We start from the raw sequence: 16,788 nt of genomic DNA, 5'->3' as shown, positions 1-16,788 counted from the left end.
CAATGGCAGATGAGGATAGCCAGGAACTGTATAGCTCTATCCAACGGTGCCGGTTCCTCACTATGTCTGCGAAGCACCACCATCAGCAAACAATTCCACCCCGTTAACATAGCTGGCGGCATCGCTGGCCAGGAAGGCAGCAACGGAGGCAATCTCCTCCGGTTCACCGATGCGCCCTAGCGGACTTTTGGCTGTCAGGAACGCCATGCCTTCCTCGGCGTGCTCGCCGAATGCCTCGCGCAATGAAGCCGTATTGGTGGGTCCGGGGCTCAGGATATTGATGCGGATGCCTGTTCCCTTCAGTTCCGCCACCCAACTGCGCACCATGTTGCGCACGGCTGCTTTGGTGCCACCGTAGATGCTCATGGCCGGCCCTGGGTCTATTGAGGACGAGGAACCGACGATCACAATGCTGGCACCAGAGCCCATCAATCCCAGCGCCCCCTGAACGGTCAGCACCACGCCTTTAACGTTGGTCGAGAGCTGCTGGTCAATCTGCTCTTCGGTGATCTGCCCAAGCGGTGCGTGGCTGCCGCCACCGGCATTGGCCACCAGGATATCGATACGCCCGAAGCGGTTTTTCACGGACTCATAGAAAGACGCCAAGCTCGCAGCACTGGCGACATCGGCCACTATCCCTATAGCGCTGCTGCCCAGCCTGTGCACAGCCTCATCCAATACCGCCTGCCGCCTTCCCGTTATCACCACATCGGCTCCGTCATCGATCAAGCGCTTGGCGATGGCAAACCCGATACCACTGCTACCGCCGGTCACGACAGCAATGTTACGGTTCATGTCTTGTTTCACAGCATCACCTTTCAGTTTATAGTGATCACTAAAGAAATTCTATAGTGATCACTACAAACAAAAGAGTCAATCGGTATTATCAATATGAAAAGCAAACCATCCAAAACAGGCGCTGGCGAACGTGTGGCAGAACGCTCACCTCGACGTCCCTTCGACAGAGAGGCGGGAGTGGCCGTTGCAAAAGATCTATTTCACGAACGCGGCTACGACGCGGTAGGGGTTGCCGAGCTCACACGTGCACTGGGCATCAATCCGCCTAGCCTCTACGCCGCCTATGGCAACAAGGCGGGGCTCTATGAACGCTGCCTAGAAATCTACGTGGCAGAAGCCAACCTGCCAGCAGACAAGATCCTGACGCCCGACCGGCCTCTGTCGGAAGCGATCGATGATTTACTACGGCAGGCCGTGCGGCTCTACACCAAGTCAAAAGCCAAGCGTGGCTGCATGGTGGCTGAAGGCATGCGCGCCGATGATCCTCAGGCCCGCCAACTGGCCAACGCCTATGGCGACGCAGCGGCAGACTTTATCGAGGGCTACATCAAGAGAAGTCAGCCGCACCAGGCACGAAAACTTGCCGATTACGTCGTGACGACACTGCAAGGTCTTTCAGCAGGCGCGCGCGCTGGCCGCTCAAGGGCTCGCCTGCTTGCCGTAGCCGAACTGGCTGGCCAGGCCTTTGCAACCTTTCTTCATACACCCGATGAGAGCAAAGACACATGAGTATTCTTGACCATGTCGAGTTCGCCGTACGCGATGCGGAAATATCGCGATGCTTCTACGAACAGGCGCTAGCCCCGCTGGGCTTCAGCCGAATTATCACCGTAGGGCCAGACCGCACGCGCAGCGGCGGCACACGGCATGGCTTTGGGATGGAGGGCTACCCACGGCTATGGATACACGACAACGAGCAGCCGGGCGAAGGCGTTCATATCGCCTTCGCCGCAGCAAAACGAGCCATTGTCGATGCGTTTTATCGCGCCGCGCTGGCAGCGGGTGGGGAGGATAACGGCGCACCAGGCATTCGCACCCACTATCACGACAACTACTACGCCGCCTATGTGCTAGACCCGGACGGCGTCAACGTGGAAGTGGTCTGTCAGCAGGTCAACTGATGGGAATATCAGTGATTCGCGTATCGGCGATGGTCTCGGCAAAGCCGTGGCCGAACAGGCCCGCAGGGGTCTGGAAGCCGGGCCGCACCTCACCGGCAAGCACTCGCCGGGCAGCCTCTGCCGCCGCCATGGCCGTGAAGGTGTAACCGTTCACCGTATCCAGCACCGAGCGCGCCACCGAACCGTCCATATCGGTCACTTCGGCAACCGCATGGTAGCGGTTCGCCGCCCGCTCATCTGCGCTGGGCCCCGCAGGGAGTTCGTTGGCGTTTTCCGTAGGGAACGCACCCGCCGTCACATGCACGAAGGTTTCGATATCACTTACGCCTGTCGCCTGGTGGAGTGTCACGAGGTCGGGCAGCGTGACAGGGAATGACGATAGCGGGCCCTCGCCAAAATCGAAGTCGCGCACCTCTTCTGGGCTGCGTGCAACTAGCTCTCCGCCAACCAGATGAAGCGTCTCCGTCGTGATGTTCTGGCTCGCGCTGGTCACCGACCCTCTCGACATTCCCCCCGCCACCTTCAAAGCGATACTGATCTTGCGCGGGTTGCTGACTCGCGCCACGGCATGCCCCGCCAAGCTTCCCAGCATCGCGACGCTGCCGCCGCTTCCCGGCAGCAGCATCACACCCGCAGCCCGCGCCTGCCCGTCGAGCGCCAATGCCTGCCGGTAGGTCTCGAGTTCGGCCGAAAAATCGAGATAGTGCACGCCAGCACGAATGGCGGCCGACATCAGCGGCTTGGCCGTCTTCATAAAAGGCCCGGCGGCGTTGAGCAGAACAGAGATGCCTTCAAGGCCCCTTGCGATTGCCTCTGGGTCATCAAGCGAAAAGAGTCGAATATCAGCGCCTAAACGCCCTGCCAATATGTTCAGCGACTCACAATCCTTCGCTCGCCCAGCAACAACCAGGTGAATACCTGCGGATGCAGCATGCTCTGCCGCCATACCACCGGTGTAACCGGCGGCGCCATAGATCATCAATGTTTTCATGGTCAGTGCTGCCAACTTTTGTAGACAAACTCTAGGGTGTAGCCGTCAAGATCCCTGACCTGCGCGGCGTAATAACGGGGGTCATAATGGAGCTGCGGCCCAGGCGGGTGGATCTCGGTGGCGCCCGCCGCCATGGCCTCGGCATGGGCGGCATTGACCTCCTCTTCGGACACTGCCACGAAGCCCACATGCACCGCACCGGGCGCCGCCTCTCCCTGCCTTAGCCAGAAAAACACACGCCCCTTGGCACCGAACCCCTTCAGATCAGGGTGGCCAGGCGGGCCATCATGGCCGTCAAAATCGTGGCGGTTAGTAATTCCCAAAAGGGGTAGCACTCGCTCGTAAAAAGCAATGGAACGCTCGGTATCGCTCACCGTGAGGAAAATATGATCAAGCATGGGAGACTCCTTTAGAGTAAGAGTTAGTCTCCCATCATAGGCAACCACTCACCTAACGCCCCGCCTGTTCCTACTGCAATCCTGCCTATTCCTGCTTTTCGCTTGCCCCTGCTCCTGGTCTGGCATTCAATAGCGTCATGGAAGAACAACTCAACGAACTCCGCCGCCTGGCTGCCCATGCGCAAAACCGCCGTACCGAGACCGGTATTCCCCGGGTGGCGATGGTGCAAGGTGCCATTCCGGAACACGAGCTTGCCGCCGTGTACGACCCCATGGTCAACCTGATCCTGCAGGGCAGCAAATCCATGACCGTGGGCGGGCGCACCCTGCACTACGACCCCGCGACCTATTTTGTGATGTCGGTTGATCTGCCCGCAGCGGGGGTTGTACGTAGTAGCAACTCGGGAGAACCCTACCTTGCGGTAAGCCTGACGCTGGACGCCACCCTATTGGCAGGCCTGCTCTCGGAACTGCCTAATGCTGGCAGCAGCGCCGGGCATGCCACGGGGTTTTCCGTAGCAGCAGTGACGCCGGAACTGCTCGATGCCTGGGTGCGCATGTTGCGCTTGATGGAGCAGCCAGCCGACATTGCGGCGCTTGCACCCGCCTACGAACGCGAGATTCTTTATCGCGTGCTTCAGGGGCCAATGGGCTGGATGCTGCGCGACATCGCCACACCAGACACCGCCCTGGCACGGGTGCACCAGGTCATTCAGCGACTTCGTAACGACTATGCACGGCCCTTACGGATGGAGGCACTGGCCAAGGAAGCAGCCATGAGCGTCTCTGCGTTCCACCGCCATTTCAAAGCCGTAACGGCGCTCAGCCCCTTGCAGTATCAGAAGCAGGTGCGGCTACTTAAGGCTCGAACACTACTGATTTCCACTGGTTACAGTGTCACGGAGGCCGCTCACGAAGTGGGATACGAAAGCTCCACGCAGTTTGGCCGGGAATATGCCCGCACTTTCGGTCGGCCTCCGGCGAAAGATGCTGCGCGGATTGTTGCCAACATGAAGCGAGGCTTTCAGGCAAAACCCGACCAATAGCAGTACAAAGTAAAGAAAGGACGAGCTCTTCTCCTTACTCTGCGAAAACTTCCATGATGCTGTTTCCAGAATTGCTTAATCTGGCGATGGGCCTCTTTCCAGGAAGGTTGAAAGCGCAATGTAGCTGCGGACAGACCTGACGCCTTCAAGGCTCTGAATCTCCATCAGGAAGTCTTCGAGAGATTCGGTGTTAGCCGCGCGTACTTTAATGAGCACACAGCCATCGCCTGCCACAGTGTGCAGCTCTTCTACTTCGGGTCTGTCGGCAAAGGCCAGTAGTTTGCGCGTGGCGCTGTAGCTACTGGTATCGACCAGCAAGAAAGTCAGCAGCGTTCGGCCAAGCTTGCAGCCGTCCAGTATGGCGACGGTGCCCTTGATGACCCCATCGCGCTTTAGCCTTTTTACGCGGTCATGCACAGCGGGGGCGGAGAGGTGCACGATTTTGCTGAGTTCAGCGTAGCTACGCGACGCATCTTCGGCGAGAGCGCCTAATATTTTTCGGTCAATTGAATCAAGTTCAGCCGGGTGATGCTTTATCTGCCGAATAGCATCTTTTTCTTTATCTGACGACACCATTATCGTTTTACCTCCGAATATTATTTTCAATAAAATAAATATAACCGAACCACATTCGATTGAAAATATCATATACGGAGACACTATTATGCCATTAGCACTTTTCGCGTTGGCGATTGGCGCATTCGGTATCGGACTGACTGAATTCGTTGTCGCTGGCATCCTTCCCCAAATCGCCAGGGATTTCGGCGTCGATATACCCACGTCAGGTTTAATGGCCACCACCTACGCGCTAGGCGTGTTCGTGGGCGCGCCCATCCTGACGGTTCTAGGCGCCAAGGTGCCACGTAAAACGATGCTAATTGGCCTCGCTCTCATCTTCACGCTAGGTAACGTGATCACGGCCGTGGCGCCGACGCTCCCCATCGCGCTGGCGGGCCGTATTATAACGGCGTTCAACCACGGCACTTTCTTCGGTATTGGCTCCATCATCGCCGCCTCGCTGGTCGCGAAAGACCGTCAAGCAAGTGCTATCGCCTTCATGTTCTCTGGGCTTACGATGGCAAACCTGTTCGGTGTCCCTGCTGGCACCTGGCTCGCGCAGGCCTACAGTTGGCGGCTAGTGTTCTGGTTAATTGCCGGGATCGGTCTTATCACCGTCATCAGCGTCGCGCTGCTAGTACCCTCAATCAAAGCGGGCAAGGCCATCGCCTTGAAGAGTGAACTACGTGCCTTCGCAGACCCACAGGTGCTCCTCGCCATGGGTATTACCGTCTTCGGCCCTGCCGCCTTCTTTACCTCTATTACCTACATCGCCCCGATGATGGTCGAAGAGGCAGGGTTTACCGACACCGGTGTGGCAAAACTGATGGTTCTGTTCGGGCTGGGTCTGGCGGTTGGTAACTGGATAGGCGGTCGCTTTGCTGACCGTTCACTTTTCGGAACGCTGTTTGTAACCCTTGCCGCGCAGGCTGCGGTACTTTTCGTCTTCTGGCTGGGCGTTGGGAACAGCGTTGTGGCCTCGGCCTCTGTCTTCCTCATGGCCGCCTTTGGCTTCGCCACCGTCTCCCCGATCCAGAAACTGGTGATGGACCGTGCCAGCCAAGCAGGCGCGCCCACCATGGCAGCGTCGGTGAACATCGGCATGTTCAACCTGGGTAATGCCATCGGCGCATGGGTGGGTGGCGCGACGATTGCCGCCGGGTTCGGTTTGGCCTCTCCAAACTGGGCGGGCGCTATCCTTTCGCTGATCGCTTTAGGCTTGGCTGTCATTGCCTGGGCGAGCGCCGGTCAGCAATATTCAGCGGCGCTGGCAGAGTAAGGTCACGGGAAATACCCTCCCCTATCTCACAAAAATGCCCGCCTTGATGGCGTGCATTTAGATGCCTGATACTTACTTCTCGGCGCGCACCTACTCGGCATGCACCTTCTTGGTGGGAATGAGGTGCAGCGCCCCCACCACTGAGCCCACCAAGAAGCCAATCACCGCAGAACACAGCGTATTGAAGCTCCAGCCCAGCGTGCCACCCAAGGCACCGGTTGCCTCGCTAATGCCTTGCTCAATATGGTGTACCCACTCATAGGGAGCGTTGAACCAACCCGTACCGTCGGCACCAAGATTGGCCATCAGGATATGCCCACCCACCCAGAGCATGGCGACGGTTCCCACGACCGAGATGGTCGCTAGCACCTTGGGCATAGCAGTCACCAAACTACGGCCCAGGGCCTGCACTCCCGAACTATCCCGCTGGGCGAGCCTCAGGCCGATATCATCCATCCTGATCAACAGCGCGACCACGCCATACACCAGAATAGTGATGAAAAACGCGACCACCACTAGGCTAACCATCTGCGACCAGAACCCTTGATGGGAAACGGTTGAAAGCGCGATCACCATGATTTCGGCGGACAGAATCAGATCGGTGCGAATGGCGCCACTCACGATTTTTTTCTCGGCTTCAGGCCCCTTCTCTACCGCTGGCTTATCGTCGTCATGCTTGCCGGAAAGCTTGTGCCAGACTTTCTCCGCGCCTTCAAAAGCCAGGTAGGTGCCGCCTATCATCAGGATGATCGGCAATAGTGCGGGCAAAAAGTGATTCAGCAGCAGAGCCACCGGCAGGATAAAAATCAGCTTGTTGCGAATAGACCCCAGCGCGATCTGCTTCACAATCGACAGTTCACGCTCCGCTGCCACCCCCTGCAAATATTGCGGGGTCACCGCCGTATCATCCACCACCACCCCGGCCGCCTTCGCCGTCGCACGCCCAGCGGCGGCACTCACATCGTCCAGTGATGCTGCGGACAACTTCGCCAATGCGGCAATGTCATCCAGTAATCCTATCAAGCCGCCTATGGCCATGGGTGCTTCCTCCGTGAATAATAGTTGCAGATAGTAAAACACACAGCGACTTGGGCGCATCGCCTCTTTTGCCGCAAGTGCAGTGTTGTTTCAGTCTCCCTCTCAATTAACTGTCACCCGCTGAGTATGCTCAAAAGCGGCATCAAGTGGAGAATTGTATTGAGCCTGAGGGAAGCACGGTAAGCACATATTAAATACTCGCCAAGCGCTCACCCTGAATGGCTTTCAAGGTTTTACCGCTAGCACCTTTCCAAGCCAGCCGACCATTGGCGCTGCAGCCTACCAATATGCCAGTTGCTGTTGTGGGGGATAAAAAGAAAGTCCTGAGTGAATACCAGTTTTCCATCTAGCGTCGAGAGCACGCCTCACTCTTTGAGCAGTTGGGGCTGTTCGCTCATGTAGTCGCGTATAGAGTGCCTCTCCAGCGCGGGCCAGGGCACCTCTTAATACTTCAAAGCCATCGGCAACCTCTCAGCCGCCGGAGCCTTCAGTTTCTGCTCGTTTAGGTTAAAAGTTAAATGCGTTTACCACTGCTTAACTCTACCCCATCCAACAACAGGCGGCGCAACTACGCATTTTGCGTATCGATCCGTCAAGGCGATAAACAAGCGATTGGCCATAATACTGCTGCACTGGCGTAACAACGCTGGCACGAGATTTGGTCTCAGTGCTGCCAAGCACGCTCATAATACTTAAGCAAATGATTATAAAAAAACACGCAAAAAAATATTGTAATTGCCTGGTTTTAAATGTCTTTAAGCATAAGAAATTTATGTAAAGGCACTTAGCATATCAAAGGACCGCACTGTCACTTCTGACAGGTTACGTATAGAAGTTAATAAATTATCCTCAAATCAAGCATTCGGATATACAGATAAAGCCAGCTTAAGGCCAGGAGGCAATATGGAAACTGATAACACGACAGTGATATCAATGACCCACAAGGCTAATCCGCAAGCTGTTTACATCAATAAAATTGAATCAACAACAGCGTCAAGCATTTCTGCCTTGATATCTCTCCTGAACGACCAAGAACATTTTTCAGAAATATGTAGCAGCAAAAAATACATCAACCCCATGTATCTTATCGAATGTGCAAGACAATTAGAAACACTTGCTTCGCACAAGATATTAAAAATAAATAGCAATACACGATTCATATTAAAGTCATGGCGACTAGAGCTTTATCAAGAAAAGCCCCAAAACCATACCCTTATTGCAAGCTTAAGGATATTAGACACACATCTCTCACATACAAAAAAATTTATTGTAAATTTTAGATCTGGCGAAAGAACAATAGGTAAGGTTAGCATCATTGTATGTCACATAAGCGCCAGAGCGTATGAAACAATAAGAGGGGAAAATATTTCAAAATCAGTTAAATATGGTGGATTTGAGTTGCACACAGCATATGGCCTTCCTCAGGTGGAACCATACGAAGTAGGATGTAAATATCCAAAAGACGTTTGCATCAGAAATATAAGAAAAACAGGTCACACAAGAGCTGCAAATATAGTAGTACCATCCCAAAACCGCATACTCAATGACCACAAACAGGATCATATAACTGGATATAACCTTACGGAGTCAGCTAAACAATTCTGTTTGTATTGCACTATCAAAGAATCAAAGAAAAAAATAGAAAATATTTACATCAAAAGAATTTTTGCAAAATTTTACAAATATGCAGAAAACAACCAAGAACTACTAGTCAGACTGATTCGAAAAGACTCTAGCAATGATACTACACGCTGCATTATAGAGATATTACAAGAAGGCATAAGACTATCCATTTTCTTTATTTATATCAATGAGGTTGAATGCAATGAATGAGATAAAATCAATTTTGATCAATATGTTTGAAATGGAAGAAGGCTCCATTTCAGAAAATAAAACTTTGAATGAACTAGGTTTATATTCCATTTCTATCGTGGAGTTACAGTCAGGGCTAGAAGCAACTCTAGGACTTCCAAGCGAGTCGTTATCTTTGATGTCAGAAATGACATTAGAGGATATTGAAGATTCTATAGAGAGGCTAAAAAAATGACAAATAAAGTTGTGGTAACGGGAATGGGAGTATTGTGCTCTGCAGGGGCAACTGTTAGTCAGTTTTGGGATAATATTGTACAAAAGAAAGTCTTGACGCAATATGATCATAGATTGGAGAACGCACCAGTTAAATATTCCTGTCCCTTAAGTAATTGGAATCCAAAACTCAGATTTAAACAAGCAGCCTTTACACGGGTCGATCCATTTATACAATACGCTGTTTATGCTGCCCAAGAGGCCTTAGACGATGCGAATATTCAACCAGGCTATAATTTTCCTTCAAATAGGATTGGAATTATCGTCGGAAATTCGCTTGCTGGAATCAGCACATTAGAGAAGATTATTAACAATGAAGCAGAAGTAGGTCCGGCAAGTGTTAGCGCATCATACATTCTGTCAACAATGACAAACATGGCAAGCGCTAACATCTCCGTTCACTTAGGTATCACTGGTCCTTCATATTTTTTAAGCACAGCGTGTGCCTCCGGCGCGGATGCGATAGGTCGTGGTAAAAGAATGATAGAAAGCGGCGAATGCGACACTGTAATCGTAGGAGGATCGGAGGCACCCATTACAAAGAACGTAGTGACTGCATTCGCCAAGTTGGGAGCTCTTTCTCGCAATAACATTGGAGAAGGAAGTATAAGACCATTTGACAAAGAAAGGAATGGCTTTGTTATATCTGAAGGAGCTGGATTCCTTGTTTTAGAACACGAAAGCCAAGCTCAGAAAAGAAAAGCAAATATACATGCAAGATTACTCGGTTATGGCTCCTCATCTGATGCTTATCACATGACCACACCTACACCAAGCGGTAAAGGTCTTACACAAGCAGTAGAAAAAGCACTTTCCGAAGAAAATATAGAGCCAACTGAGATTGGATATATTAATGCTCATGGAACAGCTACCAGTCTGAATGATCGTTTAGAAAGTACAGTATATGAAAACATATTTGGGTTAACAGCTCCTGTTGCCTCCACAAAAGGCGTAACAGGACATCCACTCGCCGCTTCAGGAGCAATTGAAGCAATAGCATCGATTCAAGCACTAAAGACAGATACGATTCCTGGCACAGCCGGTCTCCATATCATTGACGATGATATAAAGATAAACATTAATAGAGAAACTACTAAATCTTCAAACTCATTGCCAGTAATGAGTTCATCAATTGGTTTTGGTGGGCAAAATGCAGTACTTATATTTGGACAAGAGGAATAGATCATGCTTAAGAATATAAAATATATTGCGATCGATACAGATGGCGTATTATTAAACGACACATATAGCCCTGTTATAAAGAAGTTCGTAGAAAAATATGGAGTAGAATATACCTCTTCGATCGAACGTTCTGTCTGGGGTTCTCCTCAGATTACTGCTGGTCACAACCTTTCATTAGCATGTAAGTTACCACACCCAGGTGAAAAGGTAATTAGTGATTTCTTTAAGCTTCGTGAAGAGTATCTAGAAGAACACCCAGTTGAGATTATGCCTAAAATAGAAGTTCCTTTAAAGGTATTTAACAAACTTGGCATGAAAGTCATATCGTATGGTGGGAGGAATCGCGAATATAGTTTTGACCGATTTTTATCAAAATATAAAAATCTCTTTGACTCAGAAACCCCCTATATTGATATTAATGCTAAACGACCTGGCATGTTACAAATTATAGAAGAAGTTCTTTGTTGCAATCCAAGTGAGGTTATTTTCATTGATGACATTAATCGTGTTGCAGAGACTTGCAAATCTATTGGTTCTGGATTTATCGGTGTACCTGCATCAATGAATCATAATTTTCAACTTATGGAAATGCAACGCACTGGCGTCAAGCATATGGTCAAATATTTTTCAGATATAGATGAAGATCATATCTTTTCCATCGATAAAATGTTAACTGGAGGTACGCTTTGGTCATGACAAAAGACAGGTTAATTATTATTGCAATCCCCATTATTTGTGGCCTCACGGCCGCAAATATGTATTACATTCAGCCTTTATTTTTAATGATATCTAAATCCATAGAAATAACCTATGTACAAAGCACCAATCTATTCACAGCACAACTGATAGGAAATGTTCTATCATTAATCTTTTTTATTCCTGTTGCTGATGTAATAGATAGAAGAAAAATCATTGGTGCCCTCTATATATGTCTCTGCACAGGCTTGTTTTTGGTCTATTTCTCGACTAACTTCAACATACTCCTTGGAGGATATGCGCTCATAGGAGTGGGCGCATCTTCTGTTCCTTTGATAATTGCTTTTTATAACAGAGATAAAAAACATGAGAATATCATTGGATATATTATGGGAGGTGTTCTTCTTGGCATTATTGGATCTAGATTCGCATCAGGAATTTTATCAAACTTCTTAGGTTGGCGTGGCATTTATATAGTTTCTTTTTTTCTTATGCTTTTGGGGGCAACCTTTGTCCTTAAAAACATGAAGCCTAATAGTGAGGGTAAAGAAAAGAATATTAGTTACTTGAATGTCATACGCAACAATATTATGGCAACTTTAGAAGATAGAAGCGTCCGACTATATTGTTTCTATGGCTTTGCAACGATGTTTTCATTTACAGCCTTCTGGACTAATATTGCGACTTACCTTGACCAGTCACTCGACTTCTCTACAACAGAAATCGCCTTATTCTCTCTTTTGGGGGTATTAGGAGCACTTGTTGCTATTTACGCTCCGGTTATAACTGGATCGATATTCAAGACAAGTCTCCGGCTTTTCATGACTGGAATTGCACTATTGGCATGCGCTATAGCACTACCAAACAGTTTAATTTGGCTAGCCTGGATTTCTCACAGGGTATAAAGGAAAGCGGCTGAAAGTGCTATGATTTCAAGAACCTAACCAATCCATCAAGCACCAACAGCCGCTTCCAAAATGGTACCTGAAAAGCTGACCTTCTCGCGGGGAGGTGTGTCTGAACGACGAAAAGTGGTTAAAAAGTAGCCGATGTAAGTCGAGCCAATAGGTGTTTAGCGGTGTTAGAGCCTGAGTGCGGTACTGGCTGAGGTGCTATGAGAAATCCAGGCTAGGAGGATTCACTGCACTGTTTGATGCATTAATCCAGCTCATTCATGTATCAAACCAAAAGAAATTATATTCTAGAAGCAAGGGAAAGGAGGCGCAAGCAGCTAGTAATTATATGACATTCTTCATGTTGGGCGGTGCCGCAGGTGGATTCACCTCATCGATTGTATACACAATTAGCAGTTGGAATGGCGTTTTGACAATGTGCTTAGGGCTATTTCTGCTGATGGTAATTATTGAAAGGAAAAAGTATGCCGAATATTAAACCCAGCTGACTTATAAGATAGGCTTAAAAAAGGTGGATGGTAACCTCTTTTATAATTGATACATTTCTGCAAAAACATAATTTCAAGCAGCCATCCACTGTGGGTGAAAGCACCCGTTCTTCTATAAAACTATTCAACGGCTCTGTCGATCAACCCCGACGAGAGCTACCTGAAGGAACAAACAGTAGAGTTAAGCACACTCGATGGCCTACCGTTTCCGGCATTTGCCGCGTCGGCGTTCGGCTTGATGCCGGTATTACCGAAGATATGACGATTTAGGCACTCGATGACCGCAATATCACTCACCTCGCGTTCTTGAATTTAGAATGTAGCTAGGTTTCCTTGAAAAATACCTAGGTTAGCGGTATATTAATTTATGTTAGTCTCATATTAAAAGATGTAGTCGGTACATTAAATCAGCTAAGATATCTATGGTGAAACCTCATGGTAGATAGTTGCAGCAGGCTAGGCCTCATGCTCAAGTCGTATTTAATGAATTTCGGTGAGGATCGATACTCGCTATTAACTATCCGTAACGGGATGGAAATTGATTTAGAAACAAGCCTTCCAGAAGAGTGGAAGACTGAATTTCTAAATAGGAAAATGTATATTAAAAGCGACATAGTTAAAGAAGCGAAGCATCACATAACGCCTTTCAAGTGGTCACCAGAAGAGTACTACGACTCAGACATTACCTATCTTACAAAAACATATAACATATCTCTCGGAATCTCTTTCTCTATAAACACCTGGAACTCCAAGACTATTTTAACTATCTATACTAACAACTCCGAATCTCAATTCAATAAAAATTTTGATGATATGACGAAGCTGCATTTATACAACCTTTTAAGTATTTTTGAGAAGAACCAAGAGACACCTGACTATAAAGAGCTGACTCTACGAGAACTAGAAGTCGCCAACCTTCTTAAGTTTGGTAAAACATACAACGAAATCAGCATTATACTGGACTTATCTGAGCGAACAGTTAGATTCCATACCAATAATATAGTTGAAAAGATGAATGTCTATACTGTTAAGCACGCATTGTTTAAGGCCACATCGATGGGGCTGATATAAGGGGAATGCTCCAAGAATGGAGATGACTTAATGGACTGCTTGCAGACCTCAGCCACCACGCCATACACCAAAATAGTGATGAAAAACGCCACCACTACTAGGCTCGCCAGCTGTGACCAGAATCCCTGATGGTAGGCAGTGGCAAGCGCGATCACCATGATTTCGGCGGACAGAATCAGGTCGGTACGAATGACGCCACCCACGATCTGTTTCTCGGCCTCCGACCCCTTCTCTACCGATGCCACCCTTGCAACACCGCCGTCCACCCCGGCCGCCTTCGCACGCCCAGCGGCGGCACTCACATCGTCTAATGATGCTGCGGGCAACTTCGCCAATGCGGCAATGTCATCCAGTAAGCCTATTAAGCCGCCTATGGCCATGGGTGCTTCCTCCGTGAATAACAGTTGCAGATAGTAAAGCTCATAGCAGGTTGGGCGAATCGCATCTTTTGTTCCAAGGGCAGTGTTGTTCAAGTCTTCTGTTCAATTACCTGAATCATCACAGTTTTCACAGACACCTCCATGTTTGATATTAAAGGTATCTAGGAGAATCCTTGAGCCCTCCCCGTTAAACTGAAGAATTCAAAATTGAAGCGTTAAACAGATGATAGAGCGCGACCATCGCGTTGCCTAGGTAGCTGAGCGTTTAGGCGTATCAGTCCATGGCTTGTAGTACTGGATCAAGCGCCTCAATAAGCCAGTAGAACAACGGCGCGAAGATGATGATCTCCAAGCTGTAAAACGTTGTTTGAAGGTTGAACTAAAACATGTGTTAGAAGAGCGAGTTATATTAATAACAACAGTCATCAGGTACTTCGTCAGAGATTCCGCTTGAAGTACGCGTTTATTCAAAAGCATGCGTGCCAATAACTGATACGGCGCTTGTCACCGGTTGAGTATGAAAGACGTTACTTTAAAAACCTAGAGGGTGTCTAGATTACTCGGGTTGATTCAGAGTATGCTCAAAAAGCGGCATAATGTGTAACATCTCATTGAGCCAGTGATACTAATCTAGGTGCAAGTTCAAACAGATGCCCTAGTATGTAGTCTGAACGAAAAGTAATTAATGAACATAGTAGACAGACTCCGTGCTTAGTTATGTGTCGTAAAAACGGAGTGTGACAGACTTACTAAGGGCTATTTATCTGACAGTTCCAAAATTCTATTGAATGGTTTGCAACTTTCTTCCGATTTAGAACCATACCTGAGGAAATCAAATGATTTTTTAGGAAGAGATTGATATCTCGCGACCAGATTCAAGTTATTGACTTCGTCTTCATTTTTATACTGCGTATAATTCCCTAAGCAGGCCAAATGGTCATGCAGATTAGAAAAAGCAACTTTGTCAAGTAGTAATTGCATGATAAGAGATTTCTCACTTTCTGTTATCTTTGTCGAACTACCAAAGAAAGCATTATCACCTATGTCTCTTCCATACTCTACCTTAACATCTATCTGAGTATTTAAAATTTCTCGAAGCTCCTCTTGAATACAAAAAATGGCATTATCAGTATACAAGACGGTACAAATATTCAGCACTTCAAGCTCTTGAAAAGCTTGCAAAAGGTTGTTGCGCTCTTCGTCTGTAAACTCAAAATAGTTATCGTTTTGCCGAGAATTTTCACCTTTTAAATAGAACTTCAATGCTTTTCTTATCTGATAGCCTGTTAGAACTAGATCTGTAACTAGAGTTGCCTGTTTAGAACCTTTTTTAATTGAACTTGGTGTAAAAGTGGACACGCCTCTACCGATGTCATTGTCGTGGTAAAGTATTCTATGAGTTCCATTGAAATCACTCTCATTTTTGATCAAAAAGAGGTCATAATTTTCTTCATCAAGTTCTTTTACCTTTTTAATGAAGTTTTTTATTTCACTTTCTAACATGCATTCATGTGATTTAATTAGTGTGACTAATGGTAAGTGGAACTTTTGTGGCAAATGATGCAGCCACTTTTTAAGGAGTTTGTCCGCAGCTGACGCTGAGATACCATTATGGTTCCTGACTACAAAGGAGGCCTGGTCGAAGCCAACTAATGAGGTAATATCTTTTTCAGACAATGTGATAGCAGGATAACTTTGGCTAAGTTTTTGTTCATCTACTATAAATTCATAGCGCTCTCTAATTGTCGAATACATTTTACTAAGGTAATTGTTTAATGAAATAATGTAAACAGCATCGCCACACTGATAAGAATATATATGTTCAGAACCATTTATCAAAGCTAAGTGTTTAATATCAAATGACACCACTTCTTTTAGCATAATGTTTATAATTTTCACCTTACTGAAAGCATATTTTTGGTTATCTATTTTAACTATTCTTGACGAAACAAAAGCGTTAACTTGAGAAAGTTTGAAATCTTCTAGTTTCACATTTAGTGCATCGAGTTCACTGTTGGAGATTTGATCCTCAATGAGGCTGCTATAGAAAGCAATGTCATTATGAAGATAAAATGGCATAGAAACTAAAAGTTTTTGGCTTATTACGGAAAGGGATGTATTGATGCTAAATATTATTGAAGACAGGTTAGAGTCGTCAATGGTCATCGAATCTTCAACTATGAATACATGCTGACTTTCTTCATTGTTGTGAAAACTTGAGTATTGCTTAGCGAAGTTTTCAAAACGTCTAATAGGATCTAATTCAGATAGGTATATATACAAGGATGTAGCCATCGCGATATCAAAGAAAAACTCTGATCCATCATAATCTTCATTTGTCATTTGTGAGTAGAACTTGATAATAAATTGCAGCTTGTCAATGTCTGGGTTTAAGTTATTAAAATATTGATTTTTAAGATTTTTTGCATCTTCGTCATTTTCGGAAATATATGACAAGAAACAATTAATGAAGTTATCTATAGTATTTTCATATGAGGTTACGCTTCCAAATTCATCATCTGATATGATTTTTGAATAGAAACAAAAATCTTCGGAAAAAACAGACCAAGCATTAGACGAAACATCAGATTTAATAACTCTCTCTGGACAGAAAATACTTGGCATCGGCTGTCCATCTTGCAAGCCATTTAAAAGTTCAGTTAAAATTTGAAGCTTCCTATTTAAATTGACTTCAGTAATATAACGGCGAAAAGAAAACAAATTCTCCCTATCATAGCCGACT

General features: G+C 47.2%; 17 protein-coding genes. 10 read left to right on the top strand and 7 right to left on the bottom strand.

Annotated features, from left to right (window positions below; all coding sequences use genetic code 11):
• Nucleotides 1–60 precede the first annotated feature (60 nt).
• The gene (locus tag YERSI8AC_RS03860; protein WP_201304177.1) at nt 61–807 is read right to left on the bottom strand and encodes an SDR family NAD(P)-dependent oxidoreductase; all 747 of its coding nucleotides are present in this window, start codon (nt 805–807) and stop codon (nt 61–63) included.
• 84 nt (nt 808–891) lie between these two features.
• On the opposite strand from YERSI8AC_RS03860, the gene YERSI8AC_RS03855 reads away from it, so the two are divergent.
• Both YERSI8AC_RS03855 and YERSI8AC_RS03850 read left to right on the top strand, forming a co-directional pair.
• Nucleotides 892–1,527 (top strand): TetR/AcrR family transcriptional regulator, encoded by a 636-nt coding sequence (locus YERSI8AC_RS03855; protein ID WP_159176133.1) that lies wholly within the window; start codon nt 892–894, stop codon nt 1,525–1,527.
• Nucleotides 1,524–1,919 carry a VOC family protein gene (locus tag YERSI8AC_RS03850; protein ID WP_159176132.1) on the top strand — a complete coding sequence of 132 codons (396 nt, stop codon included), beginning with the start codon at nt 1,524–1,526 and terminating at the stop codon, nt 1,917–1,919. The genes YERSI8AC_RS03855 and YERSI8AC_RS03850 overlap by 4 nt, the downstream gene beginning before the upstream one ends.
• Here the strand turns inward: YERSI8AC_RS03850 and YERSI8AC_RS03845 are convergent.
• Both YERSI8AC_RS03845 and YERSI8AC_RS03840 read right to left on the bottom strand, forming a co-directional pair.
• The gene (locus YERSI8AC_RS03845) at nt 1,912–2,910 is read right to left on the bottom strand and encodes a saccharopine dehydrogenase NADP-binding domain-containing protein (protein WP_236557231.1); all 999 of its coding nucleotides are present in this window, start codon (nt 2,908–2,910) and stop codon (nt 1,912–1,914) included. The genes YERSI8AC_RS03850 and YERSI8AC_RS03845 overlap by 8 nt on opposite strands.
• 2 nt (nt 2,911–2,912) lie before the next feature.
• Nucleotides 2,913–3,308 carry a VOC family protein gene (locus tag YERSI8AC_RS03840; protein WP_159176131.1) on the bottom strand — a complete coding sequence of 132 codons (396 nt, stop codon included), beginning with the start codon at nt 3,306–3,308 and terminating at the stop codon, nt 2,913–2,915.
• A gap of 137 nt (nt 3,309–3,445) precedes the next feature.
• Here YERSI8AC_RS03840 and YERSI8AC_RS03835 point away from each other — a divergent pair, with 137 nt between their 5' ends.
• Nucleotides 3,446–4,354 carry an AraC family transcriptional regulator gene (locus tag YERSI8AC_RS03835; RefSeq protein ID WP_159176130.1) on the top strand — a complete coding sequence of 303 codons (909 nt, stop codon included), beginning with the start codon at nt 3,446–3,448 and terminating at the stop codon, nt 4,352–4,354.
• A 75-nt stretch (nt 4,355–4,429) separates the two neighbouring features.
• Here YERSI8AC_RS03835 and YERSI8AC_RS03830 read toward each other — a convergent pair whose 3' ends face one another.
• Complete coding sequence (locus tag YERSI8AC_RS03830) at nt 4,430–4,930, bottom strand: Lrp/AsnC family transcriptional regulator (RefSeq protein ID WP_159176129.1); 501 nt, start codon at nt 4,928–4,930, stop codon at nt 4,430–4,432.
• Nucleotides 4,931–5,018: 88 nt separating this feature from the next.
• Here YERSI8AC_RS03830 and YERSI8AC_RS03825 point away from each other — a divergent pair, with 88 nt between their 5' ends.
• On the top strand, nt 5,019–6,191 hold the full coding sequence (locus YERSI8AC_RS03825) for an MFS transporter (RefSeq protein WP_159176128.1): 1,173 nt from the start codon (nt 5,019–5,021) through the stop codon (nt 6,189–6,191).
• Between the two features lie 90 nt (nt 6,192–6,281).
• On the opposite strand, the gene YERSI8AC_RS03820 is transcribed toward YERSI8AC_RS03825, so the two are convergent.
• Nucleotides 6,282–7,229 (bottom strand): DUF808 domain-containing protein, encoded by a 948-nt coding sequence (locus tag YERSI8AC_RS03820; RefSeq protein WP_159176127.1) that lies wholly within the window; start codon nt 7,227–7,229, stop codon nt 6,282–6,284.
• A gap of 903 nt (nt 7,230–8,132) precedes the next feature.
• On the opposite strand from YERSI8AC_RS03820, the gene YERSI8AC_RS03815 reads away from it, so the two are divergent.
• The 6 genes from YERSI8AC_RS03815 to YERSI8AC_RS03790 all read left to right on the top strand — a co-directional run bounded on the left by YERSI8AC_RS03815 (nt 8,133) and on the right by YERSI8AC_RS03790 (nt 13,665).
• Nucleotides 8,133–9,062, top strand: a complete 930-nt coding sequence (locus tag YERSI8AC_RS03815) for an AfsA-related hotdog domain-containing protein (protein WP_159176125.1) — start codon at nt 8,133–8,135, stop codon at nt 9,060–9,062.
• Nucleotides 9,055–9,276 carry an acyl carrier protein gene (locus tag YERSI8AC_RS03810; RefSeq protein ID WP_159176124.1) on the top strand — a complete coding sequence of 74 codons (222 nt, stop codon included), beginning with the start codon at nt 9,055–9,057 and terminating at the stop codon, nt 9,274–9,276. The genes YERSI8AC_RS03815 and YERSI8AC_RS03810 overlap by 8 nt, the downstream gene beginning before the upstream one ends.
• On the top strand, nt 9,273–10,496 hold the full coding sequence (locus YERSI8AC_RS03805) for a beta-ketoacyl-[acyl-carrier-protein] synthase family protein (RefSeq protein ID WP_159176123.1): 1,224 nt from the start codon (nt 9,273–9,275) through the stop codon (nt 10,494–10,496). Before YERSI8AC_RS03810 ends, YERSI8AC_RS03805 begins: the two co-directional genes overlap by 4 nt.
• Before the next feature lie 3 nt (nt 10,497–10,499).
• A complete protein-coding gene (locus YERSI8AC_RS03800; protein WP_159176122.1) occupies nt 10,500–11,192 on the top strand; it encodes an HAD family hydrolase in 693 nt (230 codons plus the stop codon).
• Complete coding sequence (locus YERSI8AC_RS03795; protein ID WP_236557424.1) at nt 11,189–12,097, top strand: MFS transporter; 909 nt, start codon at nt 11,189–11,191, stop codon at nt 12,095–12,097. Before YERSI8AC_RS03800 ends, YERSI8AC_RS03795 begins: the two co-directional genes overlap by 4 nt.
• Before the next feature lie 932 nt (nt 12,098–13,029).
• A complete protein-coding gene (locus YERSI8AC_RS03790; RefSeq protein WP_422822510.1) occupies nt 13,030–13,665 on the top strand; it encodes a helix-turn-helix transcriptional regulator in 636 nt (211 codons plus the stop codon).
• Here the strand turns inward: YERSI8AC_RS03790 and YERSI8AC_RS03785 are convergent.
• On the bottom strand, nt 13,614–14,045 hold the full coding sequence (locus YERSI8AC_RS03785; RefSeq protein ID WP_236557230.1) for a DUF808 family protein: 432 nt from the start codon (nt 14,043–14,045) through the stop codon (nt 13,614–13,616). The genes YERSI8AC_RS03790 and YERSI8AC_RS03785 overlap by 52 nt on opposite strands.
• A 756-nt stretch (nt 14,046–14,801) precedes the next feature.
• The gene (locus YERSI8AC_RS03780; protein WP_201304176.1) at nt 14,802–16,766 is read right to left on the bottom strand and encodes a hypothetical protein; all 1,965 of its coding nucleotides are present in this window, start codon (nt 16,764–16,766) and stop codon (nt 14,802–14,804) included.
• Nucleotides 16,767–16,788 lie beyond the last annotated feature (22 nt).

Source organism: Halomonas sp. 113, from assembly GCF_904067645.1.
Lineage (GTDB): Bacteria > Pseudomonadota > Gammaproteobacteria > Pseudomonadales > Halomonadaceae > Vreelandella > Vreelandella titanicae.
Note: the sequence above shows the minus strand (reverse complement) of the source record. Positions and strands in the feature narration are given on the sequence as shown.

Bases quoted from the DNA above. Each gene is read 5' to 3' on its own strand.
- YERSI8AC_RS03785 (WP_236557230.1), bottom strand. From the start codon at position 14,045: ATGGCCATAGGCGGCTTAATAGGCTTACTGGATGACATTGCCGCATTG.
- YERSI8AC_RS03815 (WP_159176125.1), top strand. From the start codon at position 8,133: ATGGAAACTGATAACACGACAGTGATATCAATGACCCACAAGGCTAAT.
- YERSI8AC_RS03805 (WP_159176123.1), top strand. From the start codon at position 9,273: ATGACAAATAAAGTTGTGGTAACGGGAATGGGAGTATTGTGCTCTGCA.
- YERSI8AC_RS03790 (WP_422822510.1), top strand. From the start codon at position 13,030: ATGGTAGATAGTTGCAGCAGGCTAGGCCTCATGCTCAAGTCGTATTTA.
- YERSI8AC_RS03840 (WP_159176131.1), bottom strand. From the start codon at position 3,308: ATGCTTGATCATATTTTCCTCACGGTGAGCGATACCGAGCGTTCCATT.
- YERSI8AC_RS03845 (WP_236557231.1), bottom strand. From the start codon at position 2,910: ATGAAAACATTGATGATCTATGGCGCCGCCGGTTACACCGGTGGTATG.
- YERSI8AC_RS03820 (WP_159176127.1), bottom strand. From the start codon at position 7,229: ATGGCCATAGGCGGCTTGATAGGATTACTGGATGACATTGCCGCATTG.
- YERSI8AC_RS03810 (WP_159176124.1), top strand. From the start codon at position 9,055: ATGAATGAGATAAAATCAATTTTGATCAATATGTTTGAAATGGAAGAA.
- YERSI8AC_RS03855 (WP_159176133.1), top strand. From the start codon at position 892: ATGAAAAGCAAACCATCCAAAACAGGCGCTGGCGAACGTGTGGCAGAA.
- YERSI8AC_RS03835 (WP_159176130.1), top strand. From the start codon at position 3,446: ATGGAAGAACAACTCAACGAACTCCGCCGCCTGGCTGCCCATGCGCAA.
- YERSI8AC_RS03830 (WP_159176129.1), bottom strand. From the start codon at position 4,930: ATGGTGTCGTCAGATAAAGAAAAAGATGCTATTCGGCAGATAAAGCAT.
- YERSI8AC_RS03795 (WP_236557424.1), top strand. From the start codon at position 11,189: ATGACAAAAGACAGGTTAATTATTATTGCAATCCCCATTATTTGTGGC.
- YERSI8AC_RS03825 (WP_159176128.1), top strand. From the start codon at position 5,019: ATGCCATTAGCACTTTTCGCGTTGGCGATTGGCGCATTCGGTATCGGA.
- YERSI8AC_RS03800 (WP_159176122.1), top strand. From the start codon at position 10,500: ATGCTTAAGAATATAAAATATATTGCGATCGATACAGATGGCGTATTA.
- YERSI8AC_RS03850 (WP_159176132.1), top strand. From the start codon at position 1,524: ATGAGTATTCTTGACCATGTCGAGTTCGCCGTACGCGATGCGGAAATA.